The organism is Paenibacillus allorhizoplanae (genome assembly GCF_927798215.1).
Taxonomy (GTDB): Bacteria; Bacillota; Bacilli; order Paenibacillales; family NBRC-103111; genus Paenibacillus_E; species Paenibacillus_E allorhizoplanae.
The window spans coordinates 533,820-551,136 of sequence record NZ_CAKMMW010000003.1; the positions used below are offsets into that span (position 1 = coordinate 533,820).

A 17,317-nucleotide genomic window follows, 5' to 3' on the forward strand; every position below is an offset into this window, starting at 1 on the left:
CCTCGATTGGATGTATTTAGGTATATATACCCATTCGCCGAAAATTGTCGATATTCCTGCTAGTTTCATGATTCCCCACAATGTTCAAATAAAATCCAACAAATAGATGACAATTGGTATCGTAAACATGCTAAATAGTGTCGAAGTAAAGACTGCCTGTGAAGAAAACTCAGCCTCATTCTCATACTCAATGGCAAGGAGTACACTACTTAATGACGTTGGAACTGCGCAGGACAGAATCAACGCCTTCGCGGTCAATCCTTCAATCCCCAACATCCACACAACCAGAAAACCTAACAACGGACCTATCGCCAAGCGCAGCATATTCGACAATAATACATTCGAGAACTGAAATGTCCATTTCATGGCGCCAAGCTGTACGCCTAACGTCAACAGCGCTGTGGCCATAAAGGCATTTGCGATGTAGTTCAACGGGATGTCGATCGAAGATGGCACAGGCACATGATAATAACGCAATAAGAGTGCTATTGGAATGGCATAAATGACGGGTAAAGAAAGAATCGTTTTCATCGTCGCTTTCCAAGTAGCCTTATGTGCATTTAACGTGTAAATTCCGTAAGTATTAGGGATTAGCGTCTGCATAATCATAATAACGATCTGGATAGCCAGTGTATAGGCGTTGCCGCCAAATACGGTTTGATTGAGTGGAAGTGCATAATTCGCGCTATTGTAGAAAATCACACTATTGCGCATGGCGATCCGCATGCCGCGCTGCAGCTTCTGTATGCGGATGATCACTTCAATGATCGCAAATAAAAGGCTGAAGAAAATGACAAAAAATAAGAGCACCTGCATGAGGATAGAGAGACTCATTTCGGATTCATACAGCTTTACAAAAACAAGCGCTGGCGAAAATACATAAAAGTTCAGCTTCGAGAGTGTGCGAATGTCAATTTGAAAGGCGCGATACATGGTCACGCCAATCGCGATCATGATACAAATCGGAACAATATTATTGATTAGAATATACACGAAATAATTCATTGCAATAGCCTCAATTCATCGAGAATCCCCATGATGCTCCTTACATGGAGGCATTAACGCTTGTGATAATTCGTTTCAACTGCGTATTGAAATTCGCAATTTCTTCCGGTGATAAACCACTCGAAGCGAACAGTGTCTGCGGAATGCACAGCGCCTGATCGTAGAGAGCTAGTCCGGCTTCTGTGATGCGAATAAGGACGACCCGCTCGTCTTCCTGTGAACGGTTCCGAACGAGCAATTTCTGCGCTTCCATTCTTTTGAGCATCGGAGTCAATGTTCCGGAGTCTAGATCAAGCTTCTCACTAAGCTCCTTCACTGTGCTCTCCTTTTGCTCCCAGAGCACAAGCAGAACCAAGTATTGCGGATACGTGATACCGAGCTCCTCTAGAAAAGGGCGATACATCCGAGTGATCGCTCTGGAGCTCGCATATAGGCTGAAACAAAGCTGATTCTCCAGCTTCAAAAATTCACTGCTGCTCATAGTCGTTTCCTTTCCTCCGTCATATTGTGAACAATCGATTTGCTTCCAATTTAAACAAAAAGTCTGCGACTGTCAATACAAAACGCGGATGAGCACCCATCCATCGGGCACACATCCGCGTTTTTCAAGTTTACTTATTTAATATTTTGACTTTTCACATACTCCAACCATTGTTTCTTGTATTCAGCTTGGATTTTATCAAGCCCTGCTACTTTGGCTTTTTCCATAAATGTTTTCAATCCGCCTTCAACATCCGCAACGAGACCCGCTTCAAGAGGGTACAGATATTGTTTCTCCACTTGCTCTAATGCTGCTCTTTCTGCTTGATAGCTCGTGTAGTCTTCTGCAAAGCCTGTGTATTTATCAGGTGTTGCAATTTTATCCAGATCAGTGAAGATCTTTTTCACGCCATCGTATCCTTTATCGAATAACATAAACTCAGGATTTCTCCATGCCCAGCCCTGCATAGCTTCTCTAGGGAAACCATTGCTGTTCGTGTCACCGATCATGGTGTAGTAACCATTATCAACGGTGTAGTTTTTACCTAAGATACCGTACTCAGTCAATTGATTATACGTTTTGTCTGTTACCATTTTTTCGTAAAAGGCAAGTGCACGCTCAGCGTTTTTACTGCTTTTTGGAATCGCAAAGCCATTGTGGATCGGGTGAACCGGCTCAGCATGACCTTTAATCATTGGCGCTGGGTAGTACTCAAGCTTCCAGTCTGGGTGTGTAGAAGCAATTTTCAACTTTTGATCATTGAAGCGGCTAGGATTATCTCCTAGGTTGGCTGCTGCTTTACCACTTGTAATCAAATCCGTCATTGCATCCTTCGTGTTCAAAACGTTCTTCGTAATGTAGCCAGCATCCTGCCATTTTTTCATTGCTTTCAGCTCATTTAAGTGCTCAGCAGAACCCCAGTACAAGCTAACCTCTGATGGTGTTTTATAGCCAATGTTCAACCCATAAGGAACGGCTCCAATGGGATCGATTGTTAAGTTTTTGTATTGATCAGATAGACTGCCTTTTACATCACTATTCGCTGCCAATGGTACCATATCAGGTACATTTTTCTTAATTCCAGCTAGATACGCTTCGAAATTAGCAAGGGAATCCGGGTTCGGCAAATTGAATTTCTCTCTGAGATCTTCACGCCAGATAAACCCTGTCGTTACGTATTCTTTATAAGTGGCAGGAACGGTGTAGATTTTGCCATCAATTTTGACAGCTTCCCACATGTCCTTCGGTACGAAGCTATTCAATTTAGGCGCTGCTTTCGGAAGCAACTCATCTAGTGCTAGGAAAGCACCTTTTTTGGCATAGGATTGGTATTGCGTCCACTCTGCTGTGAAGATCAAATCAACCGCTTGGCCGGAAGATAATAATAACTTATATTTCTGATCCCAATCCGTCCACGTTGTGAAATTGAATTTAACCGTCGCGTTCAGATCCTTCAAGGCCAGCTTATTAATTTCTTCCTCAATGACTGGAAGATCCTTCGGTGCAGGTCCTAACATATAGAATTGCAATTCTACTTTCTTCGATGTGTCTATTCCTGCTGGCTTAGCTGTAGCCGCTGCTGCTGTAGTTTCTGGTGCTTTCGTTGCTGCTGCTGCGGAAGGGCTTGGCGAACTTGTGGATGTGGAGCTGCTACACCCTGCAACAACGGAACCGGCAAGCGCTAATGCCATTGACACACTGTACATCTTTTTCGCATTACTTTTCATGTAAATCCTCCCTTTATTTGTGCATAATTTAAATAGGTCAAACCATCTATGTTAGCTGACGGAATAACTCCGTTACAGTTCTAACCTTTTACAGCGCCTATGGTTAGGCCTTTAACGAAAAATCGTTGAACGAATGGATACAGAAATAAAATCGGACCGGTTACGATAATAGCCATGGCTAGTTTGGTAGATTCCGATGGAATGTCCTGACTCATCGTTACCCCCGTACTGACACCCAACTGTGAAACCGCAGCAGCTGTATTAATGATGTTATACAAGAAATACTGCAGCTCGTATTTATTCTGATCATTAATGAAGAGCGATGTCGAAAACCAGCTGTTCCAATAATGTAAAGCCAGGAATAATCCAACAGTGGCAATCCCAGGCATAGCCAGCGGAAGAACGACACGGTAATAAATCGTGAAGTCATTCGCGCCGTCAATCTTCGAAGACTCTGTTAACTCTTCCGGAATAGATGACTTAATGAAGCTGCGCATTAATATAATAAGGAATGGAGACATGAGTCCTGGGAAAATCAGTGCTGCGTACGTATCTGTTAATTGCAGATATTTCGTCATCATGATGTACCAAGGGACAAGGCCACCACCGAAAAGCGTAGTAAAGTAAATATAGAAGGAAAGCTTATTCCTGTATTTAAAATCTTTCCTTTGCAGCACGTAACCGGCCATCGTCATCATGAACAACCCTAGCGCCGTCCCAACAACCGTCACAAAAATCGTAACCCCGTAAGCTGTTAATACTTTTTCAGGGAACGTTAGAACCGCCTTATAGGCTGTCAATGAAAAGACACTCGGTATGAGGTGATATCCATCTCGTATAATGGATTCATTATCCGTTAGTGAACCAGAAATGATGAGAAGGAAGGGAAACAAACAGATCACAGAAAACGCGATAATGACAAGATAGGCAATCATGTTGAATGTAACGGAATCAATTCCTCTGGTACGCAAGTGCAGTCACCTCCTAGAAAAGTGCATATTCATCATTTGATTTTTTAATCAGATAGTTCACAGTCATAATAAGTACAAAACCGAAGATCGACTGGAACAGCCCCGCTGAAGTCGCCATCCCGATGTCAAACGTAACCTTTAAAGAGCGGAAAACGTAAGTATCCAAGATGTCGGTTGCGTTATACAGAATACCGTTGTTTCCAATTAATTGGTAGAAGAGATCGAATTGACCTTTCATAATGCTGCCGAGTGCGAATAAGAGCAATATAATGAAGGTTGGCTTCAGCATCGGAATCGTTATGTACCAAATCCGCTGGAAAATGTTCGCTCCATCAATCGTCGCTGCTTCGTAATACTCATCACTTATACCCGTTATCGTGGCAAGATAGATTACCATGGTGTAGCCTACATTTTTCCATACATAGAACATAATCAGAAGAAAAACCCATGAAGAAGGTGTGTTATAAATGTCCACCGGGTTAGATCCCCAGGATTTAAGCGTCGTATTTACAAATCCAGTATCATAATTAAACATGTTGTAAGCGATTGCATTGAGGAGAACAAATGAAATAAAATAAGGTAAGAACATCACGGATTGCGTAAGTTTCTTGAAGAACTTTCCTGTCATTTCACTTAATAGGATGGCGCAAAAGATGGCTGTCGCATTTAAAAACACGATGAATGCCAGGTTATAGGCCACCGTATTCCGCGTTAGCGTCCACAGAACGCCTGATTTCCATAAGAACTCGAAATTTTCCAATCCTACAAACGGACTTCCGAAAAGTCCCCCATTAAAATCAAACCGGGTAAATGCAAAGTAGATCCCAACCATCGGTACGTACGAATTAATAAAGAAGAAGATTAATGTTGGCGCTATCATGAGAAACAACAATTTATTTTTGTTTAACTCATAGAGAAATCCTTTCTTTCGGATCATGCTGTAATACCTCCCTGCGTTAATATGTCTTGTTTATCTTGTCGGTTGCCATACTCGAATTATAGACAGAATCGTTCTGTCAAGGATACTGAAGATCTGCTAACATTTATGAACGAACCCACCCAAAACCGCCTAAACGGCATATGCACAATGTAAACTTTCATGGAGAATTCGGCGTTTATAGTGCTTTTCCAGCCCATGAGCTCTCCGATTCCATTGCAAGCCGAATAAAGTTGGGATATACTTTTTTTACCTAAGGGGGGGACGGATAACTTGATACTTCGAAATCAAGAGAGCAAATTTATGTATCGCAACATACTTCTCAGTATTGTTTTATCCATTGTCATTACCTTGCTTGTCTCCTCTACGATTCTTTATGTCAACTTCGACAATATTGCGCTGAAGCAAGTGTATGAATCCGACTCCAACTCCTTGCTCCAAACGAGTCAAGAAATTCGGACGATAACAGAGACTGCAACCTCCCTGTCTTTTCAAATTTATCGTGATTTCGTCATTAGTAAATTGTTGTTTTACGATAAACCAGATATTTATGATGTCCAAGGCAGCATGGCTCAATTGAATTTATATCGGCTAGCCATGCCATTTATTGATTCCATTTATGTGTATAACGGAAACTCAGAGCTTTTCTACGTCAGCTCGAATAACTTTCAGAGCGGCATCCAAACAAAAGCTAATCTTGGCGACCCTGGCATGGTCGATATCCTCGATCATTTTCAGGATTACATTCCTTTCTTACCGATTCCAAGAACCTTCAAGTCAACTAATGTAAGCTCACTCCAAACAACAACTGTCGGGATCTATTCCTATTTGTGCTATGATGCCATCAATTTGAATAATTCTTTGAATTCGGCCGTTGTCGTCAATATCTCAGAGTCCTTCTTCAATAAGTCATTGAAAAAAATCGCAAACAATCGGGCAAGCAACGAATTTATTATTAATAAAGAAGGCGTTCTGATCTCCACAGATGGATCCAATCCTGTACTTTCCAATTATGCAGATAAAGGCTACATCCAGAAAATTATCGCTAATGCTTCTACACCGGGTTATTTGGTTGATACCGTCAATGAGAATAAGTCTTTGATTTCGTATACAGCTCCTGATTCTCTAGGATGGCGTTACGTTCGCACAACCCCTTACACCATTATCACAAAAGAGATCAGAGACATGCGTCTCAAAACGATTTATATCTCACTTAGCATTCTTCTACTCGGGCTTCTCATTTCGTTCTTCATGTCCAAACGATTATTCGGTCCTATTGATAAGGTCATTCGAAGCTTAAAAACGTTAGAAATCGAAAAGCGTGATAACCTGCAAATTTTACGACAAAATTTCCTGAGAAATATTATGCTGGGCAGAGACGCTTACCACCCTCAAGTCTTGGAATCGAAATTAACCTATTTCGGCTCCAAAATCACCATTGATCATCCTTCTCTACTTCTCATGGTCAAAATTGATAAATATGAAGAAAACATTCGAACTTATAAAGATCAACTTACCTTATTACGCTATGCCATCATGAATATCGGTACCGAAATCAGCGCCTCCACCTTTCACGCGGAAGGCATTGATATGGGAGATGATCATATTCTGTTGCTTCTCTCTGCGAAAGAAACGGACTTCAAATGGGAACCTGTACATTTCACTGAGTTACTTCAAAATATGCAAGCATCCATTTCTTCCTTCATTAAATTATCCGTATCGATTACAGTAAGCCCGCTGCAAGACGAAGCGATACCGTGTTTCCAACTCTATAAGCAACTGCTTGAGGCCTCTTACCATCGTTTATTTAGAGGACATGGCTGCATCATTTGGTCGGATGAAATCATTGCATACCGCACCAAGGAGTACAAATTCCCATCTCAGAAGGAAAAACAACTCGTCGATTGCCTCATGACAGGCGATTCGGAAGAGGCCGAACTGCTTTATACCGACATCGTGAATGAAACATCACTATATCCTTACACGGTCGTCCACTTGGCCATCTCCCACCTCACCTTAACCGTTAATAATGTACTAACAACGATTAACAAGAATAATGCGCTAGCCTTCCCCCTCTACTTGGATGCCGCTGTCGCTTCTCTGACCCACGTCGAGACCATTGAAGAAATTAACGCGCAGTTCATTGACGTATTCAAGCAGCTTCAGAAAAAGCTCGATGAGAAAAGAAGCTCTAAGCATGTGGAGCTGATCAAGAAAATGAACGATATCATTGATCGGGATTATGCGAATCAGAACTTGTCACTGAACTCAATTGCCGATGAACTCGCGATGTCTTCCATTTATATTAGCCGGTTGTACAAACAGCACACGATGGCGGCCATTACCGATGTGATTCAAGATGTGCGGATGAACAAATCCAAAGATCTGCTTTTAAACTCATCGCTTTCCGTTGCTGAAATCGCTGAGAAGACAGGCTTTACGAGCGACTCTTATTTCTATCGTTTATTTAAAAAATATAATGGGATTACACCGAACGATTTCCGCAAACAACTCAAATATGAAAATACGCTCCAACAGAAAGGAATTGAAGAACGATGAATTGGCTCCATGATCACAAGAATCAATTACATCTTATTTTTGCAGAAGCAAAGGATGCTGTACGCCAATTCCCTTCTCCATTGGACCAGCTAGGTCTTACCTATTTAGCTAAGTTTGATCCCACTCAAGAAGGTAGCAGCAAGAATTATATTTGTTATCTTCTTCCGTATTGGATGAAAGACATCTGCAAGCTGCCTGCAGAGTCGTTTAACAAGCTTTCTCTAGGGAATATCTTTGTCATGCTGTACTATTTCATACAAGATGATATTATGGACGCTAACAAAGGCGAACACGCAAGCAAACTGCCACTCGCCAACTTATTCCATGTCCAATTCCTCTCGATTTATCGAGAGCTATTCCCTTCAGATTCCCCCTTCTGGGACTATTACGAAACCTATATCCTAGAATGGTCGAAAAGTGTCACAAATGAACGACAATCCGATTATTTCCACGAGGACAAATTTCAAATTGCTAAGAAAGCTAGTCCTGTTAAAAATGCCAGTACAGGAGCACTGCTGCTTGCTAAACAATCACATCTCATTTCTGTCGTAACGGATGCCGTTGAACAGACACTCGTAACCCTGCAGATGTTGGATGATTGGGCAGACTGGGAAGAAGATCTAGCAGATGGCTCTTATAATTGCTTATTAGCCTCTATCAGCAAGCAATTGCAGCTTTCGACAGAAGATACGCTAACGCCTGAAATGATTAAGCAGCAGCTCTACGTCCATGACTTCTTCGCCGATTACGGAAAGACTGCTGACTCTCACCACGCGCATCTGCTAACCCTATCAGTAGGCATGGAGCAACTGCTTGCCTTCCATGATTCTCTCGTACAAAATATCCATCGGGTAGCACAAGAAATCAAAGAACGAAGGGCGACTTTAGCCTCTGGTGGATTCTACTATTTTTTGTCTAATTCTGATAGATTTTGATAGATTAATAGATATGATCGTGGTATACTTTTATTTGTAGGAAAAATTACCCAAATGACTAGGAGTGATTACAAATGTCCACAAATGATAGCGTAAAAGCCAAAATTATTCAAAAAGCTTGGGAAGATGAAGCCTTCAAACAACAACTTCTAGCCAACCCGAGAGCAGCGCTGAAACAAGCATTTAACATTACACTTCCTGAAGACATCAAGGTTAAAGCTGTTGAAGAAACATCGACAGATTTCGTACTAGTAATCCCTACAAATCCAGCTAAAATATTGGTATCATCTAATAGCGTAGAATGCGTTTGGTAATATAAAAAGGTGTTCCGCTTTAAAAAGCGGGACACCTTTTTTAGTTTTAGTTAGATAGGCCATAAGCCGTGAGCTTAAGTTTTCTTAATTAACTTTCCATCCCTAAACCACTATTTCGCTTTCTAACCCAAACTTACTGCAGCTCTGGTTTTTTACCACATGCCGTAATAGAGGTCATCATCGCATAAGCTTCAGCGGAATTGTTAATTTGATGGGATGCTTCTTCTAACTGATCATACTCTTGCTTATTAATAATCCCGTTCTTGAAAAAAACAGCGAAACGGTTGATGTCAAGTCGACGCTTAAAACCCTCGATTCCAAGAATGTCACTATGCTGAATAATCGCATCAATATCCACATCTATGTAACCTGCATTTTTTAATAAGCGTGGCAAACTCCTCCCAATGTGACGGTTTCCACCTTTTTCGGCTACGTAATCAGCCACTTTCTTTAACACACTAGGTAGCGCATGAATATCAGGATTAAATGCCCCAAAGATTCCGTCATCTACATCAATGATAACAAGCTTCCCTCCTGGCTTTAGCACTCTATAAATTTCTTGGGCGGCCAGTAGAGGATTATGCAGATGAAGAAAGAGTAACCTTGCAATAGCGAAATCAAAGGATTGATCAGGCAATCCTGTGTCATAAACCGATGATTGCACAAACTGCAGTCTTGACAAAGGTACATTATCCAACAGTTTCTTAGCTTTATTAAGTAACGTCTCATCAATTTCCAAAGCTGTAATTTGACTGTCTGGCAAGCTATTAACGAGTTGCTCTGTAACGAAGCCAGGTCCACTACCGAGTTCAATGATCCTCATTCCGTTCTCTAATCCGTACAATTGAAGGTTGCGAAATTCTTTAGTCCATCCCATCGTTGCCTGTAACTTCAACCGTTCTACTTCAGATTCAAAACCCAGAGACGCTTCTTGAATGTTGTAAGTTGACTGACGCTCTTTCATCCAGCACCCCCGTAAATTAACCTATATGGATTTATTGAAATACACTACTCTACGTGAATTGTTCGTACTTGACAGGATTTACACAACTTTCTGAATGGGAAGTCTGCATTCCGGAAAGTTTCACGGATTCAAGTAACTGTGACAATGGGGAACCGAATAATAACCTCTGTACCCAAGTATCTTTGACTTTTGAACTCAATGTGCCCTTTCATAATCTCGATTAGCCGGAACGTTACCATTAGGCCTAGCCCGGTCCCCTTCGTCTTCGTCGAATAATAAGGCTCGCCTAGTTTCGTTAACTGCATAGGTTCGATGCCCTCTCCATTATCCTTGATATGAATGAACACCTCATTATCTTTCTCATAGGCCCAAATATTAATTTGCCCATCGACTTGAAACGCTTCGATACTATTCTTGATAAGGTTGATCAAGACTTGCTTCAGCTTTGACGAATTCCCATTGATGTGTAAATCAGCAGGTACATTGACAGTAATCCGTCCACCATTCAAGGTGGCTAAGGGCATAATGATCCCTTCAATTTGATTAATTTCCTTGCTCACATTCAATTCCACAATTTCATCCAGCTGTGGCTTAGCAAATGTAAGGAAATCCGTAATAATGACGGAGGCACGATCTAGTTCTTCGATGGCAATCGTCATATACTCCTTATTCTTATCATCCGTTCTAGCCGCTACTAGCTGTAGAAACCCTCGTGTAACTTGTAATGGATTTCTCACTTCATGGGCAACGGAAGCAGCTAAGGAGCTAATCATCTCCATCTTTTCGGAAAGCTGAAGCTGATGATTGTAAAATTCTAGTTCTTTTGAATAGTTAGCCATCTGCTCCTGATTGATTGCGAATCGCCTGCCTAAAATAACAATGAGTGCGATAATAAAGCCCACCACACCAAATTTCCATAGGAAAAACTGATACTTTTGATTATTTGCATAGTAAAGAATAAGATCAAACATCCCCATTAGCGCGAAAATAGCGAATCCTGAAGAGAAAATAACTGCCTCTTTGTTACCTCTTATTACAAAAACAATGGATAGACCAATAATAATGATAAATTGAAAAATCATAATTGCACCAAGAACAGTAACCGAAAAAAAGAAATACGTTTGAATAAAGTTATAGTTATTTAGTTGATTTATCAGCATGAAGATAATCGAGATCACCGAATAGCCTATTTGAAATTTACGAAGAATACGAATCCATTTAAATTTACCATTATCAAATATTTTTTCGAAGAAATACATCAGTGAAGGTAATAATACCGCCAAAGAAATATCAAATATATCGAGGAATACATCTCCAAACCGAGTAAAATTTGCATACAGAAATGGTGAATAGGTAAGAAAGATAGTACCTAACGATAGTATGATTAAACTAAGAGAAATCCAGGTAGCTCGCCCAATTTTCTTCAAGCAGAAAGAACAAATGAGCATGATCACAGCAATAAATATAAAAGCAAACCCAAGAATAATGTTCTGTAAATCCCGGAATATGTATGTTCTGGTCAAATTCGAATAGTGATCTAATTGTATGTCAGATTGTACACCTAATCGGTCCATGGATGTCTGTAGCTTTAAGTAAACAATTCCCCCAGCATCCTCTGCACTAAGTGGAAATAAACTTCGCTGTCGATCCGTAGGGAAATCAAACTTAACCTCATGCAGGAGTCGATCACCTATATACACCGATAACTGCTGTGCATATATCTCATCAATATACATACCGTAGTCCTTAGTAAGCTGTTCTGGTAGCTTTATGCGAACCCACGCTGTAGTAACCTCTTCCGGTTTATCCGGCATCTTTGCTCCACTCTCGATCGTCATCCATCGATCTTCAAGTGACGAAGCTATGATATTTTGAATCGTATCATCGGGCCCCCCCCACTTCATCTCCCAGTTTGGAATTGTTTTCACATCATTAGGCTGCTCCGCGAAAGCATGATTAGTCATAAATAATAAGCCAAACATGATAACCAACCCTATTTTCCACCGCAAATGATGTTTTTGAAGCCATTGTTGCATGCATTCACCTTCCCCCGATGACTGTAAGTAATTTACATTAAATGAATTCGACGGGGTTATGTGCTTTCCTTCTTAGCAAAGTAAACATTCTACAAACAAAATGAAACGCTCGCCCCATTCCAATAGGCGAGCGCTCCTTAATTATCAGAGAACCAAAACGTTTTGGCTGGCAAGGTTTCGGTAATAAGTTGACCCTGACTAACGACATTGCGGCACGTAGATTGCCCGCCAATAAGATCCATTGCCGTCTCACCAGGAAGCATAATGAAACTAGCAGGTAGGCCTAAACCAATACCGTAATCCTTAAGTTGTAACGTTCGGGCAGCTCGTAGGGTAATCATCCGAACGAGCTCGTCTAGTTCCTCACGCCCCGTCATATGGGCTAAATGCGCAGCCATATGAGCCGCTTGAAGCATATTTCCCGTTCCTAAAGGATAGAATGGCGTCCGAATATCATCATGAGCAATGCTGACATTGATACCGGCCATCCACATTTCCTTGATGCGAGCAATACCACGACCTTTGAGACTGCTGTCGAATCGCCCTTGCATGGCGCTATTGATGAGCGGACAGCATACGATATGAATGCCCGATCTGGCCACGAGACCCAGTATTTTCTGAAAATAAGCTTCACTATAATAGGCTGTCGCATTCACGTGTGCAGCAGTTACTCGTTCTCTTAAGCCCGAGCGAAGGGCCAAATGAGCAACATTTTCTAAGAACGTGGAATGGGGATCATCCATTTCATCACAGAACACGTGAACGAAGCATCCATGCTTTTTCGCAATCCGGAAGCAGATGTCCAAGGATGCTTCTCCTTCTGATCGCGTAGGCTCCAGATGTGGGACTGCACTTATACCGTCGGCACCAAGCTCCAAGGCAAGCTCTAGCCGTCGTTCGTTATCTGGACAGGCACGAATCCCCTCCTGTGGAAAGGCGATAACCTGCACATGCATGTAAGGCTTCACACGCTCACGAAGCGCGAGAATCGCTCTTAAAGCAGTCAGACTTGGATCTGAAATATCCACCATCGACCGTACATGAAGGACGCCCGATGAGATTTGCATCCGAAGCACCTTCTCCGCGCGTGCCATGACGTCCTCAAACGTGAGTGTCCGCTTTCGTTTCTGCCATAGATCAATCCCTTCGAATAACGTGCCACTCTCATTCCAATTAGGCTCCCCCGCAGTTAACACGGTATCTAGATGAATGTGCGACTCTACGAAAGGCGGCAGCAGCAAGTGCCCCGTCCCATCAACCTCTCGCTCGCCGTGATCGGCAACTTTACCCATCGCGACAATTTTACCATTTGCCACGCCGATATCTATAGGTCCTTGGAACTCGTGATCACCGAGTAAACGAATTTGACGATAGACCATATCAAGCAAGTTAATCACCTCATATCTAGAGCTACGCGATTAATTATCACGCTTCATTTCAGACTCATGCCAGGAGCTTAGGAGCCATTTGGCAAAGGCATTCACCAACAGGAAGAAAACAATCCCCAGCGCAGAAGCGGATAACCCGCATGCAAACAAGTATGGCGTCTTTAGTCGGGCAGCTGCATAGGTGATCGCATAGCCTAATCCACCTTGCCCCCCGCCAATTCCGGCAATGTATTCCCCGACAATGGCACCGACAACTGACAAGGTACAAGAAATTTTCAAACCCGCCACAATATAAGGAAGCGCGGCCGGAATACGAAGTTTCCACATCGTTTGAAAGCCATTGGCATTATACAAATAGAACAAATTGCTCATATTTTGATCCGTCGAATTAAGTCCAATTAAGGTATTCGATAGCATCGGGAAGAACCCGATTAAGAAAGTAATAATCACAATCGCATTCATACCTGCATCGAACCAGATCACGATCAATGGTGCGATTGCAACAATGGGAATCGTTTGTAAAATAATCGCGTATGGATACACGCTTTTCTCAATCCATTTCGAACTGGCAAGCAGAATAGCACCCGCTATGCCTAGGATAATACTGAGTATAAATCCAAGAACAGCTTCGAAAGTTGTCGTTCGCACGGATACCCAAAGACCGCTCCTATTCTCGATAGCGGCTTTCACAATATCCGAGGGTTTAGGAACGAGGTAGACTGGCGCGTGCGTCAAGGCAGCGATCAGCTCCCATCCGCCAATAAAGACTACGAACGCAACTAAAGGCGGCAGCAGCTGTTTGAGCAGCATCAACAAACGGCGACTAAACGACACGCCCTCCTCCATGCGACTCATCCAAGCTGCACGTTCACGAGCGGGAAATATTTCATCAGGTAGTATTTGTAGGTACTTCGAATCGACAGCCATTGCACATATCCCCCTTCTTTATGACTTACAAATGATTTTGCCAGGATTGAGAAGCCCCTTCGGATCATTCTCCCGCTTCTTGCGTTCCATACTGCCCACTTCGCCACGACCACCTTGGTCGAGCACCCAGGTATGTGGATCAAATATTTTGACACCAATAGATTCGAAAAATTCGATGATTTCATATAAGCGTTCTTCCGTTGTAAACCTTACAACAGGGAGGGCTGTAGGCGTCACCGCTCCGCCACTGCGCACCCATTCGACATGCAGATAGACTTCGTCGCTGTACTTCGATTTGATTTGCTTTATTTGTTCTAAGTAGCTATCCACTTTAAAGCCTGCTTGCAGATACGTCATCGATGCGTCTGTCTTCATCGCCCACAAAGTCGTGTGGTTCCATGTAAAGTCAGATACACCTATGGTTTTACGGTAGTTTTTGGCCTCGATCACATGACCGACATGACCGCCAAATCGCTTCGCAAGCATCTCTACTAACCGCAGTGTTTCTTCAGCAAACTCCAACATAACAGCAGCCATTTCTGGCATAATTACTTTGCTAAAGGGTACAAAATAGGAAGGAATCGGCCATTCCATCGGTGCAATGAGACGTTTGGGAATCGCTTCTTCACGAGCGAGTGCCTCACCAAACTGCATCGCCTGCTCAAAAGTAGGGAATTGGGCTATGCCTTGTGTCCATTCAGTACGCGGTGAAAGTGGAATGGTGACCTCGGTCAAAATACCGGTAGTCCCGTAATTGTGGATATAGTTAAACAATTCAGGACCTGTAACAACGAGGCGCTGGGGTGTTTCTTCCATCGTATAGATCACAGCCTCATGGACGTTGCCATCCCACAGATTGCCATGCATGATCGAACCGATACCGCCAGAGCCACCGCTCACAAAGCCTCCAACCGTCGCCTTCACATACGTACTAGGGTATATGCGAATTTCTTGCCCCACTTCACGTGCCTTTTTATCAATAACACCTAGACGAACTCCGCATTGCAGGCGCGCATAGCCAAGTCCAATCTCCAGGATTTCATCCATGCGGCTTAGATCCAGAACGATCCCTTTCTGTAAGGGAACGGCCTGACCGTAATTGCCAGTCCCAGCACCGCGTACCGTCACAGGAATGCCATGGCGATATCCAAAAGCCAAAGCCTTAGCCACTTCGTCTTCATTACGGGGCAGCACGACGACATCGGCCGATGCTATTCCCTCCAGCCTACGATTAAGTACAGGAGAGTACCAGTAATAATCCTTAGAAAGCTTATCTCTTGTTGCTTGATCGATGGATACGATTTCTTTCCCTAGCTGCTCTTCGATCTGATGAACCCAGGTAACTTCCGCTTCTGTGGACATGCTGTCTTCACCCTCTCGTCTTAATGGTCCAGAGCGTCATTCACAATGCGCACTAAATCACTAAATTGCGTTGTTGTTCGGTAAGATTCATCTCTTGGAAAAGGAACAGGTATATCAATACGTGCTGAGATTTTACCTGGTCGAGGTGTCATCACAACGACACTTGTTGATAAGAAAACCGATTCGAACACATTATGTGTCACGAATAACACGGTCATCGATTTATCCTGCTGCCAAATATTGAGCAGCTCCATTTGCAAGGTTTGACGCGTAATTTCGTCCAACGCACCAAACGGTTCATCCATCAGCAGCAGCTTCGGTCTCGAAATTAGCGCACGCGCGATGGATACGCGCATTTTCATACCACCAGAAAGCTGCCTAGGCAGCACTTTCATGTAATCCTTCAATCCAACAAGTTCAAGCACTCGCTCCGCTTCTTGTTGTTGGGTCTTCTTATCCACTCCGCGCAATTCCAGCGGAAGCTTCACATTCGCTTCAACCGTCGACCAGGGTAAGAGCGTATGATCTTGAAACACAAAAGCGATGTCACTTTGCTTGCGTGCTTCCTTCGGAGTCGTTCCAAAGACATCCAACGAGCCTTTACTTGGTTTGGATAAGCCTGTAATGATTTTGAATATCGTCGATTTCCCGCAACCCGATGGACCTACAAAGCATAAGAATTCACCTTCTTGAATGGTCAGGTTGACATCCTGCAAGGCAATCGTTCCATTCGGGTAGGTCTTGGAGAGATTCGTCATACTCACGAAAGTAGAACCTGCGGTTTGGGGGCTAGCTGTATCCATTAGAGAAGAATGTTTCGACATATTTGTCATCTCCTATACGTGTTAGTGGCTTACCAGATCTACTTGCTGATTTTGAGCGTTTGCATATCGAAGGCTTGGAATGCGAGCAGCGCCTCTGCGATATAAGTCCCATACTTTTCCGTCATTGCCCTACCCTTGGCCATTGTTGCTGCCGTGGCATCTCCGGATACGCCGGTATGAGAGAGATCATCCATCACCCAAGCGAAGGCGCGATTCCGAAGTGCCACATAACGAGATTCGGGGTAATTCGGATACTCCGTTGGCGCTACATCCATGTTCACCCAATGCGGCATTGCCGCCATGACGATGGATGTCTCCATATCTCCTGCATGAATGCCCGCTTGTTTCTCTAGCGGTGTTATCCATTCATCAGCGCCGCCAAGCCCACCAGGATCTAAGCGAAACACAGCTAAACCCGTTTCGATCCGAATTTCTCTGCCCATCATGTTCAACAGATCGGTATTCCCACCATGCGAGTTAACGAGAACGAGCTTCTGAAATCCGCTTTGCCGCAGGCTTTTCGCAATATCCATCACAACAGCCATTAACGTTGTTGCCGATAAGGTGATGGTTCCTGCATGACCTAAATGTTCTGTGCTCTTCCCATAGGGGATGGCTGGCAGCAGCCATATATTCGCGTCATCAGGAAGCTGCTCGAAAGCTTCAGTCAACAGCACTTCCGAGATTAACGTGTCGGTAAACACCGGCATATGCGGACCATGCTGCTCAACAGCTCCGACTGGAAGCACGATTAATGCATTTTCTTTGGGAATCTCAGCCACCTGAAGTTTACTAAGGCTCGGGAAGAAGCAACGATCCCAAGCTTTCCCTTGATAGCGATTAAATGTCATGCTGAGCACCTCCTGTAAGATAGATCATCTATTTGC

General features: G+C 43.2%; 15 protein-coding genes. 3 read left to right on the top strand and 12 right to left on the bottom strand.

What is annotated here, in order from left to right; genetic code table 11:
• Positions 1 to 84: 84 nt before the first annotated feature.
• From L6I86_RS08515 to L6I86_RS08535, 5 genes are all read right to left on the bottom strand, one after another.
• Complete coding sequence (locus L6I86_RS08515; protein WP_056624274.1) at positions 85 to 1,005, bottom strand: AEC family transporter; 921 nt, start codon at positions 1,003 to 1,005, stop codon at positions 85 to 87.
• Positions 1,006 to 1,045: 40 nt separating this feature from the next.
• Positions 1,046 to 1,486, bottom strand: coding sequence for a MarR family winged helix-turn-helix transcriptional regulator (locus L6I86_RS08520; RefSeq protein ID WP_236286167.1), 441 nt, complete (start codon positions 1,484 to 1,486; stop codon positions 1,046 to 1,048).
• Between the two features lie 134 nt (positions 1,487 to 1,620).
• A complete protein-coding gene (locus tag L6I86_RS08525; protein ID WP_420851860.1) occupies positions 1,621 to 3,219 on the bottom strand; it encodes an extracellular solute-binding protein in 1,599 nt (532 codons plus the stop codon).
• A 74-nt stretch (positions 3,220 to 3,293) separates the two neighbouring features.
• Entirely contained in the window at positions 3,294 to 4,148 is an 855-nt protein-coding gene (locus tag L6I86_RS08530) for a carbohydrate ABC transporter permease (protein WP_236286362.1), read from the bottom strand.
• Positions 4,149 to 4,197: 49 nt separating this feature from the next.
• The gene (locus tag L6I86_RS08535; RefSeq protein ID WP_236286172.1) at positions 4,198 to 5,121 is read right to left on the bottom strand and encodes an ABC transporter permease; all 924 of its coding nucleotides are present in this window, start codon (positions 5,119 to 5,121) and stop codon (positions 4,198 to 4,200) included.
• Between the two features lie 273 nt (positions 5,122 to 5,394).
• On the opposite strand from L6I86_RS08535, the gene L6I86_RS08540 reads away from it, so the two are divergent.
• From L6I86_RS08540 to L6I86_RS08550, 3 genes are all read left to right on the top strand, one after another.
• Positions 5,395 to 7,680 (top strand): AraC family transcriptional regulator, encoded by a 2,286-nt coding sequence (locus L6I86_RS08540; RefSeq protein WP_236286173.1) that lies wholly within the window; start codon positions 5,395 to 5,397, stop codon positions 7,678 to 7,680.
• Positions 7,677 to 8,615 carry a hypothetical protein gene (locus L6I86_RS08545; protein WP_236286175.1) on the top strand — a complete coding sequence of 313 codons (939 nt, stop codon included), beginning with the start codon at positions 7,677 to 7,679 and terminating at the stop codon, positions 8,613 to 8,615. The genes L6I86_RS08540 and L6I86_RS08545 overlap by 4 nt, the downstream gene beginning before the upstream one ends.
• Before the next feature lie 74 nt (positions 8,616 to 8,689).
• Positions 8,690 to 8,929, top strand: coding sequence for an NHLP leader peptide family RiPP precursor (locus tag L6I86_RS08550; RefSeq protein WP_236286183.1), 240 nt, complete (start codon positions 8,690 to 8,692; stop codon positions 8,927 to 8,929).
• A 133-nt stretch (positions 8,930 to 9,062) separates the two neighbouring features.
• On the opposite strand, the gene L6I86_RS08555 is transcribed toward L6I86_RS08550, so the two are convergent.
• From L6I86_RS08555 to L6I86_RS08585, 7 genes are all read right to left on the bottom strand, one after another.
• Positions 9,063 to 9,893: a methyltransferase domain-containing protein gene (locus L6I86_RS08555; protein ID WP_236286184.1), complete on the bottom strand. Its 831-nt coding sequence runs from the start codon at positions 9,891 to 9,893 to the stop codon at positions 9,063 to 9,065.
• A 128-nt stretch (positions 9,894 to 10,021) separates the two neighbouring features.
• The gene (locus L6I86_RS08560; protein WP_236286185.1) at positions 10,022 to 11,929 is read right to left on the bottom strand and encodes a sensor histidine kinase; all 1,908 of its coding nucleotides are present in this window, start codon (positions 11,927 to 11,929) and stop codon (positions 10,022 to 10,024) included.
• 137 nt (positions 11,930 to 12,066) lie between these two features.
• Positions 12,067 to 13,308, bottom strand: coding sequence for an amidohydrolase family protein (locus L6I86_RS08565; protein WP_236286364.1), 1,242 nt, complete (start codon positions 13,306 to 13,308; stop codon positions 12,067 to 12,069).
• 39 nt (positions 13,309 to 13,347) lie between these two features.
• Complete coding sequence (locus L6I86_RS08570) at positions 13,348 to 14,163, bottom strand: ABC transporter permease (RefSeq protein ID WP_235550648.1); 816 nt, start codon at positions 14,161 to 14,163, stop codon at positions 13,348 to 13,350.
• Between the two features lie 99 nt (positions 14,164 to 14,262).
• The gene (locus tag L6I86_RS08575) at positions 14,263 to 15,606 is read right to left on the bottom strand and encodes an FAD-binding oxidoreductase (RefSeq protein ID WP_236286186.1); all 1,344 of its coding nucleotides are present in this window, start codon (positions 15,604 to 15,606) and stop codon (positions 14,263 to 14,265) included.
• 20 nt (positions 15,607 to 15,626) lie between these two features.
• Positions 15,627 to 16,430, bottom strand: coding sequence for an ABC transporter ATP-binding protein (locus L6I86_RS08580; protein ID WP_236286188.1), 804 nt, complete (start codon positions 16,428 to 16,430; stop codon positions 15,627 to 15,629).
• Positions 16,431 to 16,468: 38 nt separating this feature from the next.
• Positions 16,469 to 17,281 carry a creatininase family protein gene (locus L6I86_RS08585; RefSeq protein ID WP_236286190.1) on the bottom strand — a complete coding sequence of 271 codons (813 nt, stop codon included), beginning with the start codon at positions 17,279 to 17,281 and terminating at the stop codon, positions 16,469 to 16,471.
• Positions 17,282 to 17,317: the final 36 nt, after the last annotated feature.

Coding starts and splice junctions, on each gene's coding strand:
- L6I86_RS08515 (WP_056624274.1), bottom strand. CDS start 1,005: ATGAATTATTTCGTGTATATTCTAATCAATAATATTGTTCCGATTTGT.
- L6I86_RS08520 (WP_236286167.1), bottom strand. CDS start 1,486: ATGAGCAGCAGTGAATTTTTGAAGCTGGAGAATCAGCTTTGTTTCAGC.
- L6I86_RS08530 (WP_236286362.1), bottom strand. CDS start 4,148: ATGATTGCCTATCTTGTCATTATCGCGTTTTCTGTGATCTGTTTGTTT.
- L6I86_RS08535 (WP_236286172.1), bottom strand. CDS start 5,121: ATGATCCGAAAGAAAGGATTTCTCTATGAGTTAAACAAAAATAAATTG.
- L6I86_RS08545 (WP_236286175.1), top strand. CDS start 7,677: ATGAATTGGCTCCATGATCACAAGAATCAATTACATCTTATTTTTGCA.
- L6I86_RS08550 (WP_236286183.1), top strand. CDS start 8,690: ATGTCCACAAATGATAGCGTAAAAGCCAAAATTATTCAAAAAGCTTGG.
- L6I86_RS08555 (WP_236286184.1), bottom strand. CDS start 9,893: ATGAAAGAGCGTCAGTCAACTTACAACATTCAAGAAGCGTCTCTGGGT.
- L6I86_RS08560 (WP_236286185.1), bottom strand. CDS start 11,929: ATGCAACAATGGCTTCAAAAACATCATTTGCGGTGGAAAATAGGGTTG.
- L6I86_RS08565 (WP_236286364.1), bottom strand. CDS start 13,308: ATGGTCTATCGTCAAATTCGTTTACTCGGTGATCACGAGTTCCAAGGA.
- L6I86_RS08570 (WP_235550648.1), bottom strand. CDS start 14,163: ATGGAGGAGGGCGTGTCGTTTAGTCGCCGTTTGTTGATGCTGCTCAAA.
- L6I86_RS08575 (WP_236286186.1), bottom strand. CDS start 15,606: ATGTCCACAGAAGCGGAAGTTACCTGGGTTCATCAGATCGAAGAGCAG.
- L6I86_RS08580 (WP_236286188.1), bottom strand. CDS start 16,430: ATGTCGAAACATTCTTCTCTAATGGATACAGCTAGCCCCCAAACCGCA.
- L6I86_RS08585 (WP_236286190.1), bottom strand. CDS start 17,281: ATGACATTTAATCGCTATCAAGGGAAAGCTTGGGATCGTTGCTTCTTC.